Raw genomic sequence first — 19,504 nt, 5'->3', positions numbered from 1 at the left:
CGGTCAAGCTGCGTGAGGCGGGCGGGTCAGTGGCGGTCAACGCCCGGGCCCGTCGTCGAGGGAGCCGCTGATGCGGCCGGCCGAGCCGCGGGTGTCGAAGACGTCCGTGCCGAGCCGAGCGGCGGGGCGGGTTTGGTCGCCGGGGGCGGTGCCGAGGCCGTTGAGGCCGGGGAGGGACAGGGCGCCGAAGCCGTTCATGCCGTCGGGGAGGGAGTCGGGGGTGGGGCCGAGGGGGTCGAAGGTGACGTCGCCGCCCGGGGCCGTGCCGAGTTCCGCGGAGGGCTGCTGGTCTTGGGGTGGGTCGACGATGTGAGCGCCGAGGTCGGCCAGCGAGGCCGAGGCCGTGGTGCTGTCGTCCGGGAGGTCCAGGTCGCCCGAGGTCGAGCCGGACGACGGGTCGAAGCCGGCCGGAACGACAGGGAGGCCGAGAGCGGGAGTCGGCGAGTCCACGGAGACGCCAAGGACGGAGCCGGGCGAGTCCGCAGGGACGCCGACTGCGGGAACGGACGAGTCCGCCTGCGTGCCCAGAGCATGAGCTGGTGAGTCAGCGGGCAGACCAAGCGCGGGACCAGGCGAGTCCGCGGGCAGACCAAGGGCGGGACCAGGCGAGTCCGCGGGGACGCCAAGGACTGGACCAGCGGAGCCGGCCGGTAGGCCAAGAGCGGGAGTCGGCGAGTCCGCCGCGCCCAGAGCATGAGCCGGTGAGTCCTCGGGGCCAGGAGCGGGAGTCGGTGAGCCGACAGCGATACCCAGAGCGGGAGTCGGCGAGTCCACCGGCGCGCCCGGAGCATGAGTCGGCGAGTCCACGGGAACGCCCGGAGCGCGAGTTGGTGAGTCCACGAGCGAGCCCAGAGCGCGAGTTGGTGAATTCGCTGGAGCGTTCAGAGTCGGAGTGGGCGAGTCCACCGGTGAATCCACTGTAGACGAACCCGGAACAGCCAGGAATCCCACCAGGGCACGGAAGTGGCCGTCGATGGTGGAGGTGGCCGTGGTGCAGAGGGCCTGGAACGCAGCGTAGCGGCTGGTGAACTCGGTCGCGAAAGGACCGTTCAGCCATTGGCGCGCGGCGCGGATGGCGTAGTCGCTGTCGGCGGGGTCGCAGTCGTGCAGGCGGTTGTGGAGGTCGTTACCGGGGCTGGTGGAGTCGAGCCAATGGGCGAGGTCGAGCAGCTCGGCCTTCGAGACGGTGCCGCCTTGGGCGAGCGCGGCGATCCGTTGCGCCACAGGCAAAGGGGCGCCCGCGATGGAGTCGGTGCGGAGGTGCAGTGCTTCGTCCACTTTGGTCTTCAGGGCGGTGAAGACGTGGGTCATCGTCTCGGGGATGAGCTGGGCGGCGCCGGAGAGGTGGTCGAGTAAGTCATCCGGCGCGAGGCGGTGGTACGCGCTCTGCGCGGCCGTCGCGGCGGGGCTTTGCCAGTCGCGGAAGAGGGCGGTGGTGGCGGTGGTGGCGGCGGTGTGGGTGGAGGCGAGGGTGTCGCGGGTGTGGGACAGCGTGGCGGCGTCGGCGAGGAACTTGCGGAAGTCGAGGCCGGTGCTGTCCCCGAACCGCAGGCGGATGTCGCGCTCGACGTCGATCTTCGTGGCCGCGAAGGTGTTCCAGACCGGGGCCCACTGCGCGAAGAAATCCAGCGCCGGCGCGGCGAGCGCGAGCACCTCGTCGGACGTCGCCACCCCGACGCCGCCGGGCTCGGGGCCGCGCAGCGCGTCGGTCATCGCGCTGCCGTGTTCCGTGCGGTGTCGACGTGCTCGTCCTCGATGGACGCGTACCGCTCGGCCGCCACGTCGAGGCTGCTGCCGAACGACGCGAGCGCCCCGCCGTAAGCCTGGACGGCGTCACTCAGCGCGGCGAACCCGTTGCGGTACGCGGCAAACGCCCCGCCGTGCCCACGCCCGAAGTCGGCCTCGGCGACCTGCGACGCCACCCCGGGGACCCTTCCGGCCGCAGCCTCGAGTGCGCCCTTCGCGGCGCGCATCGCCGCCGCGTCCGCCCGGTGGCTGCCCTCCGGCATGGCCACCCCCTCACTCCGCCGCCCCGCACCCTCCGACGCACGCCGACGGCGCCCGGTGCCACCGGGAATCTAGCGATTCAGGAGGCTGGAGTCGACAAAAAGCTCAGTTCGCGAGCCAGTTCGTGTCCGCGAAGTCGGCGTCGTCGTCGACGGCGTGCGCGGGTCGCCGATGCCGCCCGGCCGGCTCGGCCGGCTGTTCCGCAGGTATCGGAGCCGCGGGCCGCCTGCCGTAGCGGACCTCGGGGTCGTCGGCGGTGCGGAACCCGGCGCGGCGCTCGTTCTCGGCCTCGTCTTCCTCGAACCCGTAGTCGTTGTCTTCGTCGGCCCGGTTCCCGACGGTCTTCTCCGTCACCCAGCCGCCGGCCGTCTTCGCGCGACGGTTGCGCTCCTGCAGCCGGACGAACACCTCGCCCTGGATCTTGCCCTGCTTCTCGAGCTTCTCCTTGCTCTCCGCCACCGCCTCGGCCCGGTTGCGGTCGAGCAAGGCCGACCGGGCACTGCTCTCGGCCTCCAGCGTCGCGAGCTTGGCACGCATCGCGGCCAGTGCGTCCTGCGAACTCATCGGACTCCCCTTCCCGACTCCGGCTAGCGGCCCATCACCGGGTCATCGTCGAGCGAACCGCTGATGCGGTTGCCCGACTTCGTCGATTCGAACAGTCCGCGGTCGACCCGGTACGCGCTCGAGGACCGCTCCTGGTCCTGCCCGCCGCCGCCCGAGCCGCCCATCATGCCGCCGCCCATCATCCCCATCGGGGAGGACTGCTGGCCCTGGTGGTCGCCCATGGTCGGAGCGGCGCCGAGCGGGGACGTCGACGGGTCGGTCGCGCCACCGCCCAGGGGTGCGCTCGCGTCCGGGCTCGTCCCGAGCGACTCGTCGGCATGCGCCTCGAAACCGCTGTGGCTGTCGAGCGGGTTGGTGAGCGACTGGGCGGTGGTGGAGTCGTCGACCGCCACCGGCCCGTCCTGCCCGGTGTGGCTCGCCGCGTCCGGGGTGAAGCCGGCCTGCTGAGGTACGTCCGCGGCGTGCTGGGGGCCGGCATCCGCCGCGTGGACCGGGACGGAATCCTGCCCGTTCGAGTGCGCCGGCGAGTCCTGGCCGCCGAGCCCGCCGCCGGCTCCGGCCGAGTGGCCCGGCCCGTCCTGCGGGCCGCCCAGATCGCCCGAGTGGGAGACGCCCGGCACGTCCGGCAGCCCGTGCTGCGCCGTGGTGCCCGTCGGGTCGGTGCCTGTCGGAGCGGTGCCCGTGAGCGCGTCCGGCTTGTCGTCGTCGCCGAGGGTGTACTTGACGGGCTCGCCGCTGCCGTCGTCGACGGTCACCACGGTCGGCCCGTCCGGCCCCGACGGCTGCTCCGCGGTGATCTTGAGCCTGCCGTCCTCGATGTGGATCTTGCCGTCCGGACCGGGTTCGTAGGTCTTGCCGGACGGATCGGTGGCCTGGGCCGCGTCGTGCCCCTGGGGACCGAAGCCGGGAGTGGTTTGGCCAGGCGGAGTGGGCAGACCCGGCTGGACGGGCTGTCCCGAGTGGACAGGCTGACCCGGCTGGCCTAGCTGACCCGGCTGACCAAGTTGACCCGGCTGACCCGGAACGACGGCAGCACCGTCCTTCGGATCGTCGAAGTCGAGGTTGTACTGCTTCGGGTGCCCGGTTCCGTCGTCGACGGTGATGCCCATGCGGCCGTCGGAGTCCGGCTCGGTCATCGCGATCTTGTGATCGCCCTGCTCGACCGTCATCGTCTCGGGCTCGGCCGTCTTGATCGCCTCGCCGGTGCGCGGGTCGATCGGATACGGCTTGCCCGTGGCCGGGTCGGTCTCGAGCGGCTGGTGCGTGACCGGGTTGAGGGCCGGGTCGGTCGCGTCCGGGGTCTTCGGCAGGTCGACCTTCGGGATCGCCGGTGTCCCACCGCCGCCACCGGCCGACGGCATCCCGCCACCGCCGTTGCTTCCGCCGCCACCGCCGCCACTGCTGCTGGACGGCTTGGTGGTGCCCGGGTCCGGCGGTGCGGCCTGGTCGACGTTCGAGAACGGATCTTGCGGCAGCTGCGCGAAGAAGTCGGTGAGCGCGCGCCAAGCACCGTCGACCGCGGTGTGCGTGTTGGTGCACATCGTCTTGAAATCGCGGATGTACCCGTCGAAGAACTTGCCGAAGTTTTCCTTCAGGTAGATGTTGCACTGGTCGACGATGTGGTTGATCGTGTCGTCGTTGAGATTGCACGAGTCGTCGTCGATCATCTGCTGCGATTCGGGGTCCAGGAACTTCGCGCAGTGCTTGAAGTCGTCCTGGCTGGCGTTGCTGCGCAGCTCGGCGATCCGGATGATGCGGTCGAGATCCGGGGCGGTCACCTGGCCGAGCGAGTCGACCCGGTACTTGATCACCCAGTTCGCCTTGTCCCGGCACGCCTTGCCGACGGAACCGCACGCCGACTTCATCGCTTCGGCCGCGTGCGTGGCGGAATCGGACACGACCTTGGCGTCGGCCGTGTAGTTCTTCCGGAAGTTGTTCGCCGAGTCGGCCGCACTGCCGTGCCAGTCCGCGAGGTTGGTCGACAGCTGGCCTTCGACATCGGTCGACGCGTTGACGACGGCCCCGCTCAACGCCGTGAACTCGTCGGCGCCCGTCATGAACTTGGTGAACGGGATCTTCCGCTGTTCGTCGTAGAGCTTGTAGAGCTCGTCCTTGTTGGCGGGCTGATAGGTCCCGACCAAGGCAACGGCGCGGTTGAACAAGGGCGCCCAGATGTCGAACGTCTTCATGCCCGGCAAGCCCAGGTCGAGGATCTCGTCGGAGGTGTTCGCCCCGGCGTTCGTCGCCGAGGCTTTGCCTGCCTGCGCGTCGAGCTTGCCCTTGGCGTCGTCCGCGGCCTTCTTGTCGGCCGCGCGGGCGTCCGCCTGGTTCTTCTGGTGGATGCCGTTCGCCTGCGAATAGGCTTTGTAGACGTCGTCGTTGTCGTGGTTGTCGTCAGCGTCCTCGGGCGGATCGGCGCTGAGCGCCATGTCGTTCTTGACCCGGTCGCGCCACTGCTCGAACTCGTGCTCGTCCTTGAACCCGTACTTCGTCGGGTCGTGGTCTTCGAGGTACTTGATGTACTTCCACGCCAGATCCGATCCAGCCTGGGTCTTGCCCAGGTCGTGGTCGTACAGGATCTGCTCGACTTCCTGGCGGGACGGAACGTCGTCCCCGACGTCGGCGCTCACTTCCCCGCCGCCTTCACCGCAGAACCCGAAGCGTCCTCGTTGGCCTGGTAGTGCCCACCCGCCGAGTTGAGCTTCTGGGCAAAGGCGTCGGATGCCTTGAGGTACGCGTCGGCCATACCGGCCAGCCGGAGGACACCCGAGTGGTACGGGTCGAAGTTCATGCCGTGGGCTTCGCCGAAGTCGGCGGCCACGATCTGCACGTCCTTGACCGCCGCGAGGGGTTGCTGCAGCGTGTTCCGCGGCATTTCGCTCACGGCTTTCGCGGCCCTCGTCAGCGCCTCAGTATCGACCTTGTGGCCGCCCGCCATCGCTCGCCCTCCCTAGAGCACCCGTGTTCCAGCACTCTAGGACGCACGGAACCCGCCCCCGGTGCCATCGCACTCGCACACGGAATGTACCCGGGCTGTGACGACGGGCGCAGCGATTCGGCGATCCGGGACGATCAGGAGACCGCGGACACCACGCCGGCCAGTCGGTCGGCCGCCGCTTGGGCCGTGGAGTGGGCCGGGGCCTCGACCATGACGCGGACGAGCTGTTCGGTGCCCGAGGGGCGCAGGAGGACGCGGCCCTCTTCGCCGAGTTCGGCTTCGACCTCGCCGACGGCGTCGCGGACTTCGGAGGAGCCCGCGACGGCCGCCTTGTCCGCGACGGGGACGTTGACGAGGACCTGGGGCAGGCGGTTCATCACGGACGCCAGCTCGGCGAGCTTCTTGCCGGTGGCGGCCATGCGGGACATGAGGCGCAGGGCGGTCAGGAGGCCGTCGCCGGTGGTGGCGTGGGCGGGGAGGACCACGTGGCCCGACTGTTCGCCGCCGAGGGCGAGGCCGGAGGCGCGCAGCTCTTCGAGGACGTAGCGGTCGCCGACGGACGTGGTGACGACCGTGATGCCGTGGGCCTTCATCGCGAGGTGGAGGCCCAGGTTGCTCATCACGGTGGCGACGAGCGTGTCCTTCACCAGCTCGCCGTCCTCGGCGAGCGCGAGGGCCAGCACGGCCATGATCTGGTCGCCGTCGATGAGCTCACCCGAGGCGTCCACGGCGACGCAGCGGTCGGCGTCGCCGTCGTGAGCGATGCCCAGGTCGGCGCCGTGCTCGACGACGGCGGCGCGGAGCAGGTCGGGGTGGTTCGAACCGCAGTGCTCGTTGATGTTGATGCCGTCGGGCTCCGCGTGGAGGGCGACGACCTCGGCGCCGGCGCGGCGGTAGGCCTCGGGGGCGGCGACGGCGGACGCGCCGTTGGCGCAGTCCACCACGACCTTCAGGCCCTCGAGCCGGTGCGGCGTCGCGGAGAGCAGGTGGTCGACGTACAGGTCCAGCGCGTCGGAGACGTCGGACACGCGGCCGACGCCCGAGCCCGTCGGGCGGACGACGTCGGCACCGCCGAGGCCGGCCTCGATCTCGTCCTCGATGCTGTCGGGGAGCTTGTGCCCGCCCGCGGCGAAGAGCTTGATGCCGTTGTCCGGCATCGGGTTGTGCGAGGCCGAGATCATCACGCCCAGATCGGCCTCCAGCGCACCCACGAGGTACGCGACGGCGGGCGTCGGCAGCACGCCGAGGCGCAGCACGTCGGCGCCGGCGGACGCGAGGCCCGCCACCACGGCGGCCTCCAGCATCTCGCCGCTGGCACGCGGGTCGCGGCCGACGACGGCCACCGGGCGGTGCGAACGGTCGTGCGCGGCGAGCACACGCGCGGCGCTGGCCGCGAGCGAAAGCGCCAGCTCGGGGGTCAGCTCGGCGTTGGCCAGGCCTCGTACCCCGTCGGTACCGAACAGTCGGGCCATCTCCACGACCTCCTAGGTCCAAATCGACCACGACAACCTAGCGGCGGCTGCGACCCGGCCGGGCCCTGCCCCCACCCCTGGAATGTCGCGGACCGCGCGCGAAATGCATCACTGTGGGGCGGATGAGACACATGAGGTCCCAGAGAACACGTTCAGTACAGCACTCGGAAAGCACGAGAGCGCCCATCCGATGGACGGATGGGCGCTCCCGAGGTTGCCCCTGTGCAGGGACACGGGGGTACGAAACCCCCACACGAATCAGCGCTTGCTGTACTGCGGAGCCTTACGGGCTTTCTTGAGGCCGTACTTCTTCCGCTCCGTGGCGCGCGCGTCACGGGTCAGGAAGCCGGCCTTCTTCAGGGCCGGGCGGTCGTCGGCGTCGACCTCGACGAGGGCGCGGGCGATGGCGAGGCGCAGAGCGCCGGCCTGGCCCGAGATGCCGCCACCGTGGAGGTTGGCGAAGATGTCGAACGAGTCGGGCTTGTCGACCGTGACGAGCGGCTCACGGATGAGCTGCTGGTGCACCTTGTTCGGGAAGTACTCCGCGAGGCTGCGGCCGTTGAGCTTGAACTCACCGGTGCCGGGGACGACGCGGACGCGGACCACGGCCTCCTTGCGACGGCCGACGGTCTGGGCGTTGCCACCCGCGGCGCGCGACGGACGCGGGGCGGCGGGCGTCTCGCTGGTGGCGACGGCCTCGCCCTCAGGGGTCTCGGTCGAGGCGACGACCTCGGTCTCGGTGCTGGTCACAGACTGTTCCTCACTCACTGCGCGACCTGCGCGATCTTGGTGATCTCGCGCGCCTGCGGCTGCTGCGCGGCGTGCGGGTGCTGCGGGCCGGCGTACACCTTCAGCTTCTTGGCCATGGCGCGGCCGAGCTTGTTCTTCGGCAGCATGCCCTTCACGACCTTTTCGACAAGGTGCTCGGGCTTGGTGTCGAGCAGCTCACCGAAGGAACGCTTGCGCAGACCACCGGGGTAGCCACTGTGGCGGTACGCGAACTTCTGGTCGCGCTTGTTACCGGTGAGCGCGACCTTCTCGGCGTTGACGATGACGACGAAGTCGCCGGTGTCCACGTGCGGGGCATAAGTCGGCTTGTGCTTGCCGCGCAGCAGCGTGGCGACCTCGGTCGCGAGCCGGCCGAGCACGACATCCTCGGCGTCGATCACGTGCCAGGCACGAGTGACGTCGCCGGGCTTGGGGCTGTACGTGGGCAAGGGTCTACCTCGTCGTCAACATTGCGTGTGGGTTCTGTGCGGGCCTAGCGCTGACGCGCCGCAACGCACAACGACATATGAAGATACGCCCCTGTTCACGTGACCCGTACAGCGGGGGGTGCCCGGCAGCCGGAAGTCCCGGCGACCGCGCTCCTCGGACCGCGCCCACAGCATACCGGGCGACCTCGCCGAACCACCCACGCGGGCACGCGCGACAAGCCAAGATGAGACGATCCGCGCGGACAGCCGAACACCCGGGGGAAAGCGATGACGAAACGGGCCAGCCGAGCGGCGCTCGCCCTGGGCGCCGTGCTGGTGCTCGCGACCGCGTGCGGGCAGGCCCGCGCCGGCACCGCGCTGCCCAACGGCGACCAGGCCTCGGCCTACGTCGGCGCCAAGTTCGAGAAGGCGATGTCGAAGCTCGAGAACTCCATCCTCGACGCGCGCGACGTCACCAACTCCGCCGACGCGTACTTCAAGTTCGACGACAAGTGGATCCACAGCGTGATCACCTCGGCCCGCACCGGCAGCCCCGAGAGCCGCGTGGTCCACAACCGGTCGCAGAAGAACCCCGACGAGATCATCGACACGTTCACCCCCGCCGACGGGCCGCTCGAGTACGTCTACCTCGGCCCCACGTACAAGTCGCTCGAGCCGACAGCGTGGGTGTCAATGCCGAAGCCGGAAGCCGGGCTGATCCAGCCGTGCGCATGGGGCGGGGTGCTCACGGCCTGCAAGATGGCCAACGCCGTGGACGACTCGTACAACGCCGACAAGAAGGCCGTGCGCGGCGCGAAGAGCTCGGCCGACGGCTCGGCGGAACTGACGGTGAACGTCCCCTTCTCGCAGTTCCTCGACAAGCGCGTGGAACTGCTGCCCGACTCGCTGCTCAAAGAGGTCGGGCCGCAGCTGAACAAGTCCGTGATCCCCACCACGATCAAGCTCAAGCCGGACGGTTCGCTCGCCGAGTTCGTGATGGCCGCCAAGTTCTCCGGGGACGGGCACAATATCGAGCTCAACTACGACTTCCGCTTCACCGGCAAGGCGACCGCGCAGGACCTGCCGAAGCTGCCGGACGCGAGCCAGATCACCGCACTGCCGGACGACGCCGCGAAGCAGGACTTCTACAACCGGCTCGCCCAGCTGCAGGGCAACTGATGAGCACCCGAGGTGACCTCCGATGACCCAGCCTGAGCCGCCCCAGCAGCCGCAGCAGTGGTGGCAGCCACCCGCGGCCCCCGCGTCCGGCGGTCCCGGCGGGCCGGAAGCCCAGTACCCGAGCCAGTGGCCGGGCGGGGCGCAGCAGGGTGCGTGGCAGCAACCGCAAAACCCGCAGCCGCAGCAAAATCCGTGGTCGCAGGGCACGCCGGCGCAGTACCCGAACACCGGCGGGCAGCAGTACGCCAACCCGCAGCAGTACGCGAATCCCGGAACCGCAGCGCAGCCCTACCCCGGCGTCGCCCCGCAGCAGTATCCGTACGCGAACCCGGCGAGCGGACCGCAGCAACAGCCCTACGCCACCGGCCCGCAGACCCAGCAGGTGCCGGGAGTGCCGCCGCAGCAGCAGGGCGCGGCGTTCGGCGGCGGGTTCCAGCCGACGACGTACGGCGGGCTCGGCGCGTTCTCCGCCGAAGCCGTGAAGAAGGCCCCGCGCTCAAAACGGCCGTGGGTGATCGCCGGCGCCGCCGTGGCCGTGGTGGTCATCGGTGGCGGCGCCGCGTGGCTGCTCGGCGCGTTCCAAGGGGACACGCTCGACCAGAAGTCGTTGCAGGACGGCGTTTCCCGGGTGCTCGCGGAGAACTACGGCGAGCCCGACGTGAAGAACGTGGCCTGTCCCTCGGGTGAGTCCACTCAGAACGGCACCACCTTCGACTGCACGCTGCAGCTCGGCGGGCAGCCGCGCAAGGTCACGGTGCGGGTGCTCAACGACAAGCCCGAGTACGAGGTCGGCGCGCCGCACTGAGCGCCGGGGCGCGCCGCGCCAGTCCACAACGGACGCGGCGAATCCCCTCGCCCCGGGCACGACTGCGCCACAACGACCGCACCACAACAAAACGGCGGGCCCGCACCGAAGTGCGGAACCCGCCGTGGTTTCGTCAGAACCCGAGAATCAGAAGAGGTTCTCGACGTCCTTGTCGGTCTTGGTGTAACCGTCGGCGATCTCCGGCAGCGCGATGGCGATCTGCGCCAGCAGCTGGGTCAGGTCGTTGAAGCTGTTGTCCCAGTCGGCCTGGGCCTTCATGTAGTTGTCCTTGGCCGCACCGGTCCAGGTGTTCGTGAGCTTGCTCAGGTCTTCCTTGAGCCGGTCGAACGAGGACTTCAGGTCCTTGGTGGTCGCGTTGCAGTCGTCAGCCGCCCGGTGGATCGTGGCCGGGTCAACGAGGATGCGTGCCATGTCGTACTCCTGTCAAAGTCGGGGTGTGGAATGGATGAACTGAACGTTGCCGCTCGGCTCAGCCGAGGACGCCGAAGCCCTTGTTGAAGCTGCTCACGATTTCGTTCTGCTCGGCTTCAGTGCGCTGGTACTTGGAGCCGGCTTCCTGCAGCAGGTCCGCAATGCGCTGGAGCGCCTGGTTCAGCTTCTTGCCCGACTCGTCGAAGCGCTGCATGACGTTGTTGAACGCCTGAGCCGCCTCGCCGTCCCAGCCCGCGCGGGTCGCTTCGATCTCACCCTGCAGGGTGGAAAGCCGCTGGTCCATCGAGACGCGAACGTCGGTGACCTGGTTCTCAGCAGCGGTGAACTCTTCCGGAGTTCCTTCAAAGCCGCCAGCCGCCATGGGAACTACCCCCTTCGTTTCATTGGTCGTGCGTATCGGCGTCCTGTTTCCGCCGTACACCCCTACGACGAAGACAGTGCCAGGTTCGGTTCACCCTTGGTGCGAGATTTCCCAAGTAGTTGCTTGCGTGAACGCCACCCGAGGGAACCGACGCCGCCGAGCCGAGCGCGACGCCCCCGGGAGAAGTCGCAAAACCCTTGGCCTACTGGGCAATTAGCACACGCACAGCCGGAATGAACGAGATTCACGGTTCCCTGCTCATGATTCGCAACTGCGAAAAGTCCTCTTCCTCATCACTCGTTCGTGCGGCCGGCGATGGAACTTCGGGCGCGGACCGGACCAATTCGGCCTCCGTCGGCAGGTGCGGCATCGGCAGTCCGCACGCCGCGCGGAACCGGGCGGCGGCACCGCGCAGCACCCGCGGCGTGGGTTCGACGGCGCCGCCGCCCGCGAGGCGGTGCCGGGCGTAGGCCTTCATCAGTTCCCGGTTGTCCTCGCGGTGGCGGACGTTGCGGGCGAGCGCGGTGCCGGCGACGCGGCGCGCGTGCGTGACCGCGTCCTGCCCCGCTCGGGTGAAAGCCGCCGCGGCGGACTCGGGTTCCGACGGCACGGGCACTCCTTCAGCTGGTGATCTTCAGCGTCCGCACGATCTGCTCGCAGGCCGTGTCGACGCGTTGCCGCAACGCGGGCGTTTCGTACTGACACCCCACGTGTACCCGGATCTTCCCCTGCACCACCACGTACCAGTTCACGGTGAGCTGGTCGCTCTTGCGCTGGTGGTACCCGATCACGGTGCGGCCACCGTACGTCAGGTTCGGATCGAAGGCGCTGTAGTTCGGGTCCCTGGCCGCCTGCGCTTGCAAAGAGTTCACGAGCTGTGCGCGGTCGGCGGTCGCGTCGTAGTCCATCACGAACTCCTGCGCGACCACGAGGTCGTTGCCGGCGGAGGCGTCCTGCGGGTGCAGGATCACCTGGCGCTCGGCCACCTGGTCGGAGGTCTGGACCCAGTCCTGAGGCGCGCTGACGCTGAAGTCGTACTGGACGAACGTCTTGCCCGGCAGCCCCGCCGGGTCGTCGCCGCCCCGGTTGACCACGAACAGCACGCCCGCGGCGGCGACCACGACCACCGCCACGACCGCGACGATCCCCCACAGCCGCTTCCGGCTCTTGCCGCGCGCAGGGGTCTCCGGCGGCCACGGCGGGCGGCCTGGACCACCTGGCTGAGCGGGACGTGGCCCGCCGGCAGGGGGTCCCGCGAAACCTCGGCCCGGCGTCGGCCGCACTGCCGGGATCGGCCCGGACGGCGGCTGGGGCCCCGGCTGCGGCATTGACTGGGGCACTGGCTGAGGCCCTGACTGCGGTCTCGGCTGAACCCGCGGCGCGGCGGGCCGCGACAACAGCTCGGTGCGGCCGTCACCGTCGACCTGCGCGTCGCCCGGCCTCGGCAGCTCGCCGGGCCGCACGACGTCGGTGCGCCGCTCGGCCGTCGGAACGCCACCGGGAGCGCCGGCCAGGCGCGCCACCGAAGCGCCGGGCAGCGCGCCCGTGCGGTCGGGGTCCACGAGCACCGCCCGCAGCGCGCCGCGCGCCACCACCGTCTCCGGCTGGTCGAGGCTCGTGGGCACCACACCCGTGCGCTCGTGGACCAGGCGGGAGATCATCGGGATCCGGCTCGAACCGCCGACGAGGAAGATCGCGGTGAGCTGTTTCGGCCGCAGCCCGGCGTCGGCGATCGCCGCGCTGGTCAGCTCCACCGTGCGCCCGAGCGGCGCCGCGATGAGCTTCTCGAGGTCCTCACGCGTCACGTGCGCGTCGGCGAACGGTGGCGGCATCGGCACGTCGGTGTAGGCGTGGCGCGACAACGTCTCCTTCGCGCCCCGCACGTCCTGGCGCAGCACGCGGCGCCGGCGCCGGTCAGCGAGTTCGCGGCCCGTGACCAGCTCCCGCCACGCGTCGGGATCGGCGCCCGACACGAGTGAGCCGATGTGCTCCAGCAGGGCCTGGTCGATGTCGGCGCCGCCGAAGCTCGGGTCGCCGCGGGTGGCGAGCACCTGGAACCCGCCACGAGCACTCGGCCCGCGTCCGGCCTCGGGCAGCCGCCGCACGACGCTGACGTCGACCGTGCCGCCGCCGAGGTCGAGCACCGCGAGCGCGTCGCCGGGCCGGCCGCTGAACTCCACGGTGCGCCCGTCCGGCTGCGCGACGGGCGCGAACGTGGCCGCGTGGTACACGGCCGCGGCCACGGGTTCCGGCACCAGCGCGACCTCGCGCGCCAGCCGGCCCGCGGCCTGCCGCAGCAGCCGGGTGCGGATCGCACCCCAGTCGGCGGGGTGCGTGAGCACGAGGAGGTCGACCTCGGCGTCGCCTGCGATACGGCGCGCCTCGGCCACGGCCCGGCCCAGCACGGCGTGGACGACATCGGTGACCCGCAGCACGGAGTCGCCCAGCAGCAGGTCGCCCTCGTCGATGCGCCGCTTCGGGTTCGGCTCGTAGCGCGACGGGTCGACGGCCGCCTGCCGTTCGGCCTCCTGGCCGACGAACAGCGTGCCGTCGGCGGCCGCGAAGACCGCCGACGACATCAACGGCTGGCCGTCGATCACCACGACCTGCGGCTCGCGGCCGTTGACGGAGGCGACGACGCAGGTGCTGGTGGTCCCGAAATCCACCGCGACCCGCACTGTCACCCGTCACCCCCGCCGTCGCCCGGGCACCGGCCGCGCACGCCGCGGCCGGCCGCCGAAATCAGTCGGGCTGGATCCACGACACCTGCACGAGCTGCCTGCCGTTCTTGCGGCTGAGCATCACGCCTCGGCCCGGGGGCATCGCGGAGGGCCGGATGTTGCCGATCAGCACGCCTTCGTCCTTCGAGCCGTTCATGACCATGCCCGGCGCCGCGATTTCCTTGAGCTTGCCGATGACCGGGTCGTAGGAGGCCCTCGACGCACCACCGGTGCGGCGCACGATGATCAGGTGCAGGCCGACGTCCTTCGCCTGGGCGAGGAAGTCCGCCAGCGGCTTGAGCGGGTTGGACGTCTGCGTGGCCACCAGGTCGTAGTCGTCGACCAGGATGAACAGCTCCGGCCCGGTCCACCACGACCGGTTCCTCAGCTGGTCCTGCGTGACGTCCGGGCCCGGCAGGCGCCGGGTCATCGAGCCGTGCACGTCCTTGACCATGCTGTCGAGCTGGTTGGACGACACGGCGTAGCCGAGCAGCGAGTCTCCCTCGAGGAAGCCGAGCATCGTGCGCCGGTAGTCGACCAGGAGGATCACGCCCTCCTGCGGTGAGTAGCGCTCGGCGATCCCGCGGCCGATCTGGCGCAGCAGGTTCGTCTTGCCCGACTCGCCGTCGGCGAAGGCGAAGAAGTGCGGCTCGGCGTCGAAGTCGAGGTAGACCGGTGAGAGGTCGTCCTCGTTGACGCCGAAGGGCACCAGCTTCGTGTTGCGCTTGGAGTCGATCTTGAGGACTTCCTCGTAGGTGATCATCTCCGGCAGCAGGCGGACCTGCGGCGCCGACCGGCCGCGCCAGGCGCCGCGGATCTTCGCGACGGCGTCGGCCACACCGGCGGCCACCGACTCGGCGTCGCTGGAACCGTCGACGCGCGGCAGGCCCGTGAGCATGTGCAGCTTGTCGCGGGTCAGACCACGCCCGGGCCGCCCGGCCGGCACGTTGACCGCCACGCGGCGGTCGATGTCGGACTCGGTCGGGTCACCGAGGCGCAGCTCGAACCGCGTACCCAGCATGTCCTTGATCGCCGGGCGCAGGTCGGCCCACCGGTTGGCGGAGATGATCACGTGGACGCCGTAGGACAGACCCTGCTGGGCCAGCCGCGTGATCGACGCCTCGAGCTCGTCGAAGTCGTCGCGGATGGCACGCCAGTTGTCCACGATCAGGAACGCGTCGCCGAACGGGTCCTGGTCGGCGGAGATCTCGCCGCGGCGCTTGCGGTTGCGGAACTCGGTCATCGAGTCGATGCCCAGCGCGCCGAACCGGCCTTCGCGCTCGGTCATGAGCGTGGTGAGCTCGGCGACGATCCGGCGGGCCTTGTCCGGCTCGCGCCGGGCGACGGCCACCCCGCCGACGTGCGGCAGGTCGGCGAGCCCGGCGAGCGTGCCACCACCGAGGTCGAGGCAGTAGAACTGCACTTCCTCGGGGGTGTGCGTGAGCGACATCGACATGATCAGCGTGCGGAGCATGGTCGACTTGCCGGCCTGCGGGCCACCGGCGATCACCGCGTGGCCGGCGGCACCGGAGAAGTCGGCCCACAGCAGGTCGCGGCGCTGCTCGAACGGCCGGTCGACGATGCCCAGCGGCACCTGCAGCCGGCCGTTGCCGAAGAACCCGACCGGGGACAGGCCGCGGTCGTCGGTGGGGTTGAGGTTCGGCAGCATCGTGTCGAGCGAGTTGGACTCGTCCAACGGCGGCAGCCACACCTCGTGCGCGGGCGGGCCCTGGCCGATGAACCGGTCGACCATCACCTCGAGCTCGCTCGGTTCGGTGGCCTCCTCCGACTCCTTCGGCTTCGCCACCTCTTCGACCGGCTCGAACTGCGGCTCCGGCTCGGGCGGCAGCTCGACGAAGTCGGGCACGAACAGCTGCGGGCGCTTGTCCGCGCGCACGACCGTGGCCACCGGCCCGGCCGCCTTGATGCCGGCGGGGCGGTACGGGCCGGAGACGTAGGACGCCTTGAACCGCACCATCGTGGAGGTGTCGTACTTGAGGTAGCCCGAACCCGGGATCGACGGCAGCTCGAACGCGTCCGGCACACCGATCGCGGCCCGCGACTCCGCGGCCGAGAACGTCTTCAGACCGATCCGGTAGGACAGGTACGTGTCCAGACCACGCAGCTTGCCCTCCTCCAGCCGCTGCGACGCGAGCAGCATGTGCATCTGCAGCGACCGGCCGACACGGCCGATCTGGAGGAAGATGTCGATGAAGTCCGGCTTCGCCGTCAGCATCTCGGAGAACTCGTCGATGCAGATGAACAGCGCGGGCAGCGGGTCGAGGTCGGCGCCGTTCTCACGCGCCTTCTCGTAGTCCCACACGTTCTTGTAGTTGCCCTTCGCCAGCACTTCCTGGCGCCGGGACACCTCACCCGCGATGGCGTCCTTCATGCGGTCGACCAGCGTGAGGTCACCCGCGAGGTTGGTGATCGTCGCGGCGACGTGCGGGGCCTTGTCCAGACCGAGGAACGTCGCACCACCCTTGAAGTCGACGAGGATCATGTTGAGCGACGTGCTCGAGTGCGTGGCCAGCAGGCCCAGCACCAGCGTGCGGAGGAACTCCGACTTACCGGACCCCGTCGCCCCGATGCACAGGCCGTGGGGGCCCATGCCCTCCATCGCCGCTTCCTTGATGTCCAGCTCGACGGCCTGGCCGTACTCACCGACACCGAACGGCACGCGGTAGCGGTCGCGCACCGGCCGCGGGCGCCAGGCGCCCTGCACGTCGAACGTCATCGGGTCGCCCGGGATGCCGAGCAGCTCCAGCAGCGTGGGGTTGGACAGCAACGGCTCGTCGTCCGACGCCTCCGCGCCGCCACCGCCCCCGACGCGGTACGGCGCGATCAGCCGGGCCAGCGCCTCGGCCTCGACCACCGACAAGGTGTCCGGCCGGCCGAACCACTCGACACCGCCGGCGCTGCGCGCGCCGAGGCGGTCGGGCTCGGCCACCAGCCGCAGGCCGCGGCGGGCCGACAGGTTCCCGAGGGTGTCGGACAAATCGACCAGCGTGACACCGACCAGACCCTCCTCGAGGATGATCTGCTCCTCGCGCGTGACCTCGGCGTCGTCGATCACGATCACGACGTGCGGCTGGTCGGGCGCGGGCGTGGCGTTGCGGGAGAACCGCTGCCGGTCACGCAGCTCCTCGTCCAGCCACTGCTCGATCTGGGCCAGCGAACCGGCCATCATGCGCAGCTGGCCGATGCCGTCGGACATCGTCGGGTGCTGCACGTGCGGGAGCCACTTCGCCCACTCCCACTCCTCCTTCGCCCGGCCCGCGGTGGCGATCGCGATCATCACGTCGTCCGGGCTGTGGAAGGTGATCAGCTGCGCGAGCATCGCACGGGTGAGACCACGGGTGAGCGAGCGCTCGCCCTGCATGCTCACCGCGGCGAACCCCCGCAGGGTGATCTGCGTGGGCAGATCCGGCACGATCGAGTGCGCGCGCACGAACCGGCGCAGCGCGAGGGTGGCGATCGGCTCCAGCTCGTCGACCGGGCCGGTCTGCGGCGGCACGAGCCGCGTCGCGAGACGATGCGAGCTGCGGCCGACGCGCAGGTGCAGGAAGTCCTGGTCGTTCTGCCGGCGCTCCCACATCCGGCGACTGGCCGCGAGCGACCACAGCGACTGCGGATCCGGGTGCACCCACTCCAGCGCGGCGCGCTGGTCGACCATCGCCTCGCGGGCCCGGTCGCGCATCTGGCCCAGGTACCGCAGGTAGTCCTTGCGGTCCTCGTCCATCTCGGCCTTCTTCTGGCCACCACCCCGGCCACCACCGCCGGCGAGCATGCCGACGGTGCCCATCAGCATCATGCCGCTCATCATGATCGTGGTCGGGTTCTTCCCACCCGCCGTGAACATGAAGACCATCATCCCGAGCGAAGCGAAGATCATGACGCCCGGAATCGCCTTCGCGACGATGTTGCCCGGGATCGTGCGGGGTACTTCGGGTGGGGGCTCGAGGTGCACCTCGCCGCCCGGCGGGCGCGGCGCCGCCAGCCGCGGCGACTTCTTGAACTGAAGCGTGCTCATCGAAGGACCCCTCTATTCCAACTCGACGATTGCCGGCCGGCTCCTGCGCTCGGGCGCGCGTGACAACCTATCGAACGTCGCCGGGGAATTCCGGCCAACGCCCGGAAGTGCACCGCGCTTGCCCCCTCATCGGACACCGACGGATACCGGCACGTCCGGCACCTCGCCCGCGAACCCGTTTCCTCTGATCATCGGAGTGTACGACCCACCACCGACAGCGAGGGCCCGAATCGACCGATCCCACCTGGTCGCGCCGCCCGTCCGTCGTCCGGCCGGTGTACTTTCGCCAGGGATTTTCGGACAGTCGATGATCCCGGCGCCAGGGTTCGGTATAAGTTCCCCCGGGAGCTGACTCTTCAGAGCGGGGGCATCTAGTGGCAACGGGCACGACGGTATTCAGCAGGGTGACGGTGGTCGCACCGAACACCCGGATCGACGTCGCGCTACCGGCCGACGTCGCGGTGGCCGACCTGCTGCCGATGCTGCTGGAGATGGCCAAGGAGACCTCACCCGACGGCGGCGCGCGCCACGGCGGCTGGGCACTGGCCAAGCTGGGCGACGCCCCGCTCGACCCGAGCCGCACGCTGGCGTCGCTCGGCGTCGTGGACGGCGAGCTGCTGCAGCTGCGCAAGCGCAACGAGAACCCGCCGCCGCCGCTGTACGACGACGTCGTCGACGCCATCGCCGAGTCGACGCCCGACAGCTTCCGCCCGTGGACCAAGGAGACGGCGCGCCGTTTCGGCCACGTCGCCGGCGGCCTCGCACTGTTCATCTCCGCGCTGGCGCTGTTCATGAGCGGCTCGCTCTACGGCGGCAGCTCGCTCGGCGCGGCCATCGCCGGCGGCCTCGGCGCGATCGCCTGCGTGGCGATCGGCGCGACGCTCGCGAAGGCCTACCAGGCCGAGGCCACGGGCGTGCTGATCGCGGCCGCGGGCGGCCTGCCGCTGGCGTTCGTGAGCGGCTTCTACATCGTGCCCGGCCTTTCGGTGCGCGCGAACCTGTTGCTGGGCGCGGTGCTCGTGCTGATCGTCTCGGCGGTCTGCATCCTCATCATCGGCGCCGGCATCCGCGTTTTCATCGCCGCGGCCACGGCCGGCGCGTTCGGCGCGATCGCGTTCCTCGTCGCCACGCTCGTGCCCGGCGCCACCACGGCCGGTGTGGGCGCCGGCGCGGTCGCCGTGTCGCTCGCCTGCATCTCGATCCTGCCGCGCGCCACGATCTGGCTCGCGAAGCTCCCGCTGCCGCACGTGCCCAGCACCGCGGAGGAGCTGAAGGAAGACTCCGGTTTCCCGGACTACCAGGCCATCGAGCAGCGCACCGCGATCGCCCACGACTACATGACTGGCCTGATGATCGGCTGCGGCGCCACCACGGCGGTCTCCGCCGTGATCGCCGCGACCGCGCCGGGCTACTTCGGGGTCATCCTCGGCGTGATCGCCACGCTCGTGCTGCTGCTGCGCGCCCGCGCGTACGCCAACGGCGCGCAGGCCATCGCGCTGCTCACCACCGGCATGGTGTCCGCGGCCGGCATCCTCGTCGGCTGGCTCTTCGCCACGACGGCGGAGTTCCGGCTGCTGTACGTGTTCGGCGCCCTGATCGTGGTCGCCGCGGGCTCGCTCGTGGTCGGCGTGATCTTCCCGAACCAGCGCTTCTCGCCGCCGCTGCGGCGCACCGTGGAGATCCTCGAGGCGATCTGCATCGCGGTCGTGCTGCCGCTCGCGCTCGGCGTGATGGACCTCTACACGACGCTGCGCCACCTGAACCTCAAGTGAGGCA

At 70.4% G+C, this 19,504-nt stretch carries 16 protein-coding genes; 3 read left to right on the top strand and 13 right to left on the bottom strand.

What is annotated here, in order from left to right:
- Positions 1-36: 36 nt before the first annotated feature.
- The 8 genes from ACFY1H_RS12640 to rplM form a co-directional block, all read right to left on the bottom strand.
- Positions 37-1,713, bottom strand: coding sequence for a hypothetical protein (locus ACFY1H_RS12640; RefSeq protein ID WP_386946403.1), 1,677 nt, complete (start codon positions 1,711-1,713; stop codon positions 37-39).
- Complete coding sequence (locus tag ACFY1H_RS12635) at positions 1,710-2,009, bottom strand: hypothetical protein (protein WP_366575748.1); 300 nt, start codon at positions 2,007-2,009, stop codon at positions 1,710-1,712. Before ACFY1H_RS12635 ends, ACFY1H_RS12640 begins: the two co-directional genes overlap by 4 nt.
- Before the next feature lie 103 nt (positions 2,010-2,112).
- The gene (locus ACFY1H_RS12630; protein WP_386946401.1) at positions 2,113-2,571 is read right to left on the bottom strand and encodes a hypothetical protein; all 459 of its coding nucleotides are present in this window, start codon (positions 2,569-2,571) and stop codon (positions 2,113-2,115) included.
- A gap of 23 nt (positions 2,572-2,594) precedes the next feature.
- Positions 2,595-5,201, bottom strand: a complete 2,607-nt coding sequence (locus tag ACFY1H_RS12625; RefSeq protein ID WP_386946399.1) for a hypothetical protein — start codon at positions 5,199-5,201, stop codon at positions 2,595-2,597.
- Positions 5,198-5,509, bottom strand: coding sequence for a hypothetical protein (locus ACFY1H_RS12620; protein WP_285970637.1), 312 nt, complete (start codon positions 5,507-5,509; stop codon positions 5,198-5,200). The genes ACFY1H_RS12625 and ACFY1H_RS12620 overlap by 4 nt, the downstream gene beginning before the upstream one ends.
- 134 nt (positions 5,510-5,643) lie before the next feature.
- Positions 5,644-6,981, bottom strand: coding sequence for a phosphoglucosamine mutase (gene glmM, locus ACFY1H_RS12615; RefSeq protein WP_366575756.1), 1,338 nt, complete (start codon positions 6,979-6,981; stop codon positions 5,644-5,646).
- Positions 6,982-7,239: 258 nt separating this feature from the next.
- The gene (gene rpsI, locus ACFY1H_RS12610; protein WP_360597513.1) at positions 7,240-7,731 is read right to left on the bottom strand and encodes a 30S ribosomal protein S9; all 492 of its coding nucleotides are present in this window, start codon (positions 7,729-7,731) and stop codon (positions 7,240-7,242) included.
- A 14-nt stretch (positions 7,732-7,745) separates the two neighbouring features.
- Positions 7,746-8,198 (bottom strand): 50S ribosomal protein L13, encoded by a 453-nt coding sequence (gene rplM / locus ACFY1H_RS12605; RefSeq protein WP_220246114.1) that lies wholly within the window; start codon positions 8,196-8,198, stop codon positions 7,746-7,748.
- Positions 8,199-8,465: 267 nt separating this feature from the next.
- On the opposite strand from rplM, the gene ACFY1H_RS12600 reads away from it, so the two are divergent.
- Complete coding sequence (locus ACFY1H_RS12600) at positions 8,466-9,356, top strand: hypothetical protein (RefSeq protein WP_386946396.1); 891 nt, start codon at positions 8,466-8,468, stop codon at positions 9,354-9,356.
- Between the two features lie 22 nt (positions 9,357-9,378).
- Entirely contained in the window at positions 9,379-10,161 is a 783-nt protein-coding gene (locus tag ACFY1H_RS12595; RefSeq protein ID WP_386946394.1) for a DUF4333 domain-containing protein, read from the top strand.
- A gap of 147 nt (positions 10,162-10,308) precedes the next feature.
- On the opposite strand, the gene ACFY1H_RS12590 is transcribed toward ACFY1H_RS12595, so the two are convergent.
- The 5 genes from ACFY1H_RS12590 to eccCa form a co-directional block, all read right to left on the bottom strand.
- The gene (locus ACFY1H_RS12590) at positions 10,309-10,593 is read right to left on the bottom strand and encodes a WXG100 family type VII secretion target (RefSeq protein ID WP_364045256.1); all 285 of its coding nucleotides are present in this window, start codon (positions 10,591-10,593) and stop codon (positions 10,309-10,311) included.
- Between the two features lie 58 nt (positions 10,594-10,651).
- Positions 10,652-10,975: a WXG100 family type VII secretion target gene (locus tag ACFY1H_RS12585; RefSeq protein WP_366575761.1), complete on the bottom strand. Its 324-nt coding sequence runs from the start codon at positions 10,973-10,975 to the stop codon at positions 10,652-10,654.
- 244 nt (positions 10,976-11,219) lie between these two features.
- The gene (locus ACFY1H_RS12580) at positions 11,220-11,585 is read right to left on the bottom strand and encodes a hypothetical protein (protein WP_366575762.1); all 366 of its coding nucleotides are present in this window, start codon (positions 11,583-11,585) and stop codon (positions 11,220-11,222) included.
- Positions 11,586-11,595: 10 nt separating this feature from the next.
- The gene (locus ACFY1H_RS12575; protein WP_386946392.1) at positions 11,596-13,659 is read right to left on the bottom strand and encodes a type VII secretion-associated protein; all 2,064 of its coding nucleotides are present in this window, start codon (positions 13,657-13,659) and stop codon (positions 11,596-11,598) included.
- Between the two features lie 58 nt (positions 13,660-13,717).
- The gene (eccCa, locus tag ACFY1H_RS12570; protein WP_366575766.1) at positions 13,718-17,728 is read right to left on the bottom strand and encodes a type VII secretion protein EccCa; all 4,011 of its coding nucleotides are present in this window, start codon (positions 17,726-17,728) and stop codon (positions 13,718-13,720) included.
- A gap of 404 nt (positions 17,729-18,132) precedes the next feature.
- Between eccCa and eccD the strand changes: the two genes are divergently transcribed.
- Positions 18,133-19,500, top strand: a complete 1,368-nt coding sequence (gene eccD / locus ACFY1H_RS12565) for a type VII secretion integral membrane protein EccD (protein ID WP_366575768.1) — start codon at positions 18,133-18,135, stop codon at positions 19,498-19,500.
- Positions 19,501-19,504: the final 4 nt, after the last annotated feature.

The sequence above is a fragment of the Amycolatopsis sp. NPDC001319 genome (assembly GCF_042896185.1).
In the GTDB taxonomy this organism is placed as follows: Bacteria; Actinomycetota; Actinomycetes; order Mycobacteriales; family Pseudonocardiaceae; genus Amycolatopsis.
This window is presented reverse-complemented; position numbering and strand designations above follow the sequence as displayed.

What these genes read in the sequence shown, in the direction of transcription:
- ACFY1H_RS12595 (WP_386946394.1), top strand. Translation starts at nt 9,379, where the DNA reads ATGACCCAGCCTGAGCCGCCCCAGCAGCCGCAGCAGTGGTGGCAGCCA.
- ACFY1H_RS12635 (WP_366575748.1), bottom strand. Translation starts at nt 2,009, where the DNA reads ATGCCGGAGGGCAGCCACCGGGCGGACGCGGCGGCGATGCGCGCCGCG.
- ACFY1H_RS12585 (WP_366575761.1), bottom strand. Translation starts at nt 10,975, where the DNA reads ATGGCGGCTGGCGGCTTTGAAGGAACTCCGGAAGAGTTCACCGCTGCT.
- glmM (WP_366575756.1), bottom strand. Translation starts at nt 6,981, where the DNA reads ATGGCCCGACTGTTCGGTACCGACGGGGTACGAGGCCTGGCCAACGCC.
- ACFY1H_RS12600 (WP_386946396.1), top strand. Translation starts at nt 8,466, where the DNA reads ATGACGAAACGGGCCAGCCGAGCGGCGCTCGCCCTGGGCGCCGTGCTG.
- ACFY1H_RS12590 (WP_364045256.1), bottom strand. Translation starts at nt 10,593, where the DNA reads ATGGCACGCATCCTCGTTGACCCGGCCACGATCCACCGGGCGGCTGAC.
- eccCa (WP_366575766.1), bottom strand. Translation starts at nt 17,728, where the DNA reads ATGAGCACGCTTCAGTTCAAGAAGTCGCCGCGGCTGGCGGCGCCGCGC.
- ACFY1H_RS12620 (WP_285970637.1), bottom strand. Translation starts at nt 5,509, where the DNA reads ATGGCGGGCGGCCACAAGGTCGATACTGAGGCGCTGACGAGGGCCGCG.
- ACFY1H_RS12630 (WP_386946401.1), bottom strand. Translation starts at nt 2,571, where the DNA reads ATGAGTTCGCAGGACGCACTGGCCGCGATGCGTGCCAAGCTCGCGACG.
- ACFY1H_RS12640 (WP_386946403.1), bottom strand. Translation starts at nt 1,713, where the DNA reads ATGACCGACGCGCTGCGCGGCCCCGAGCCCGGCGGCGTCGGGGTGGCG.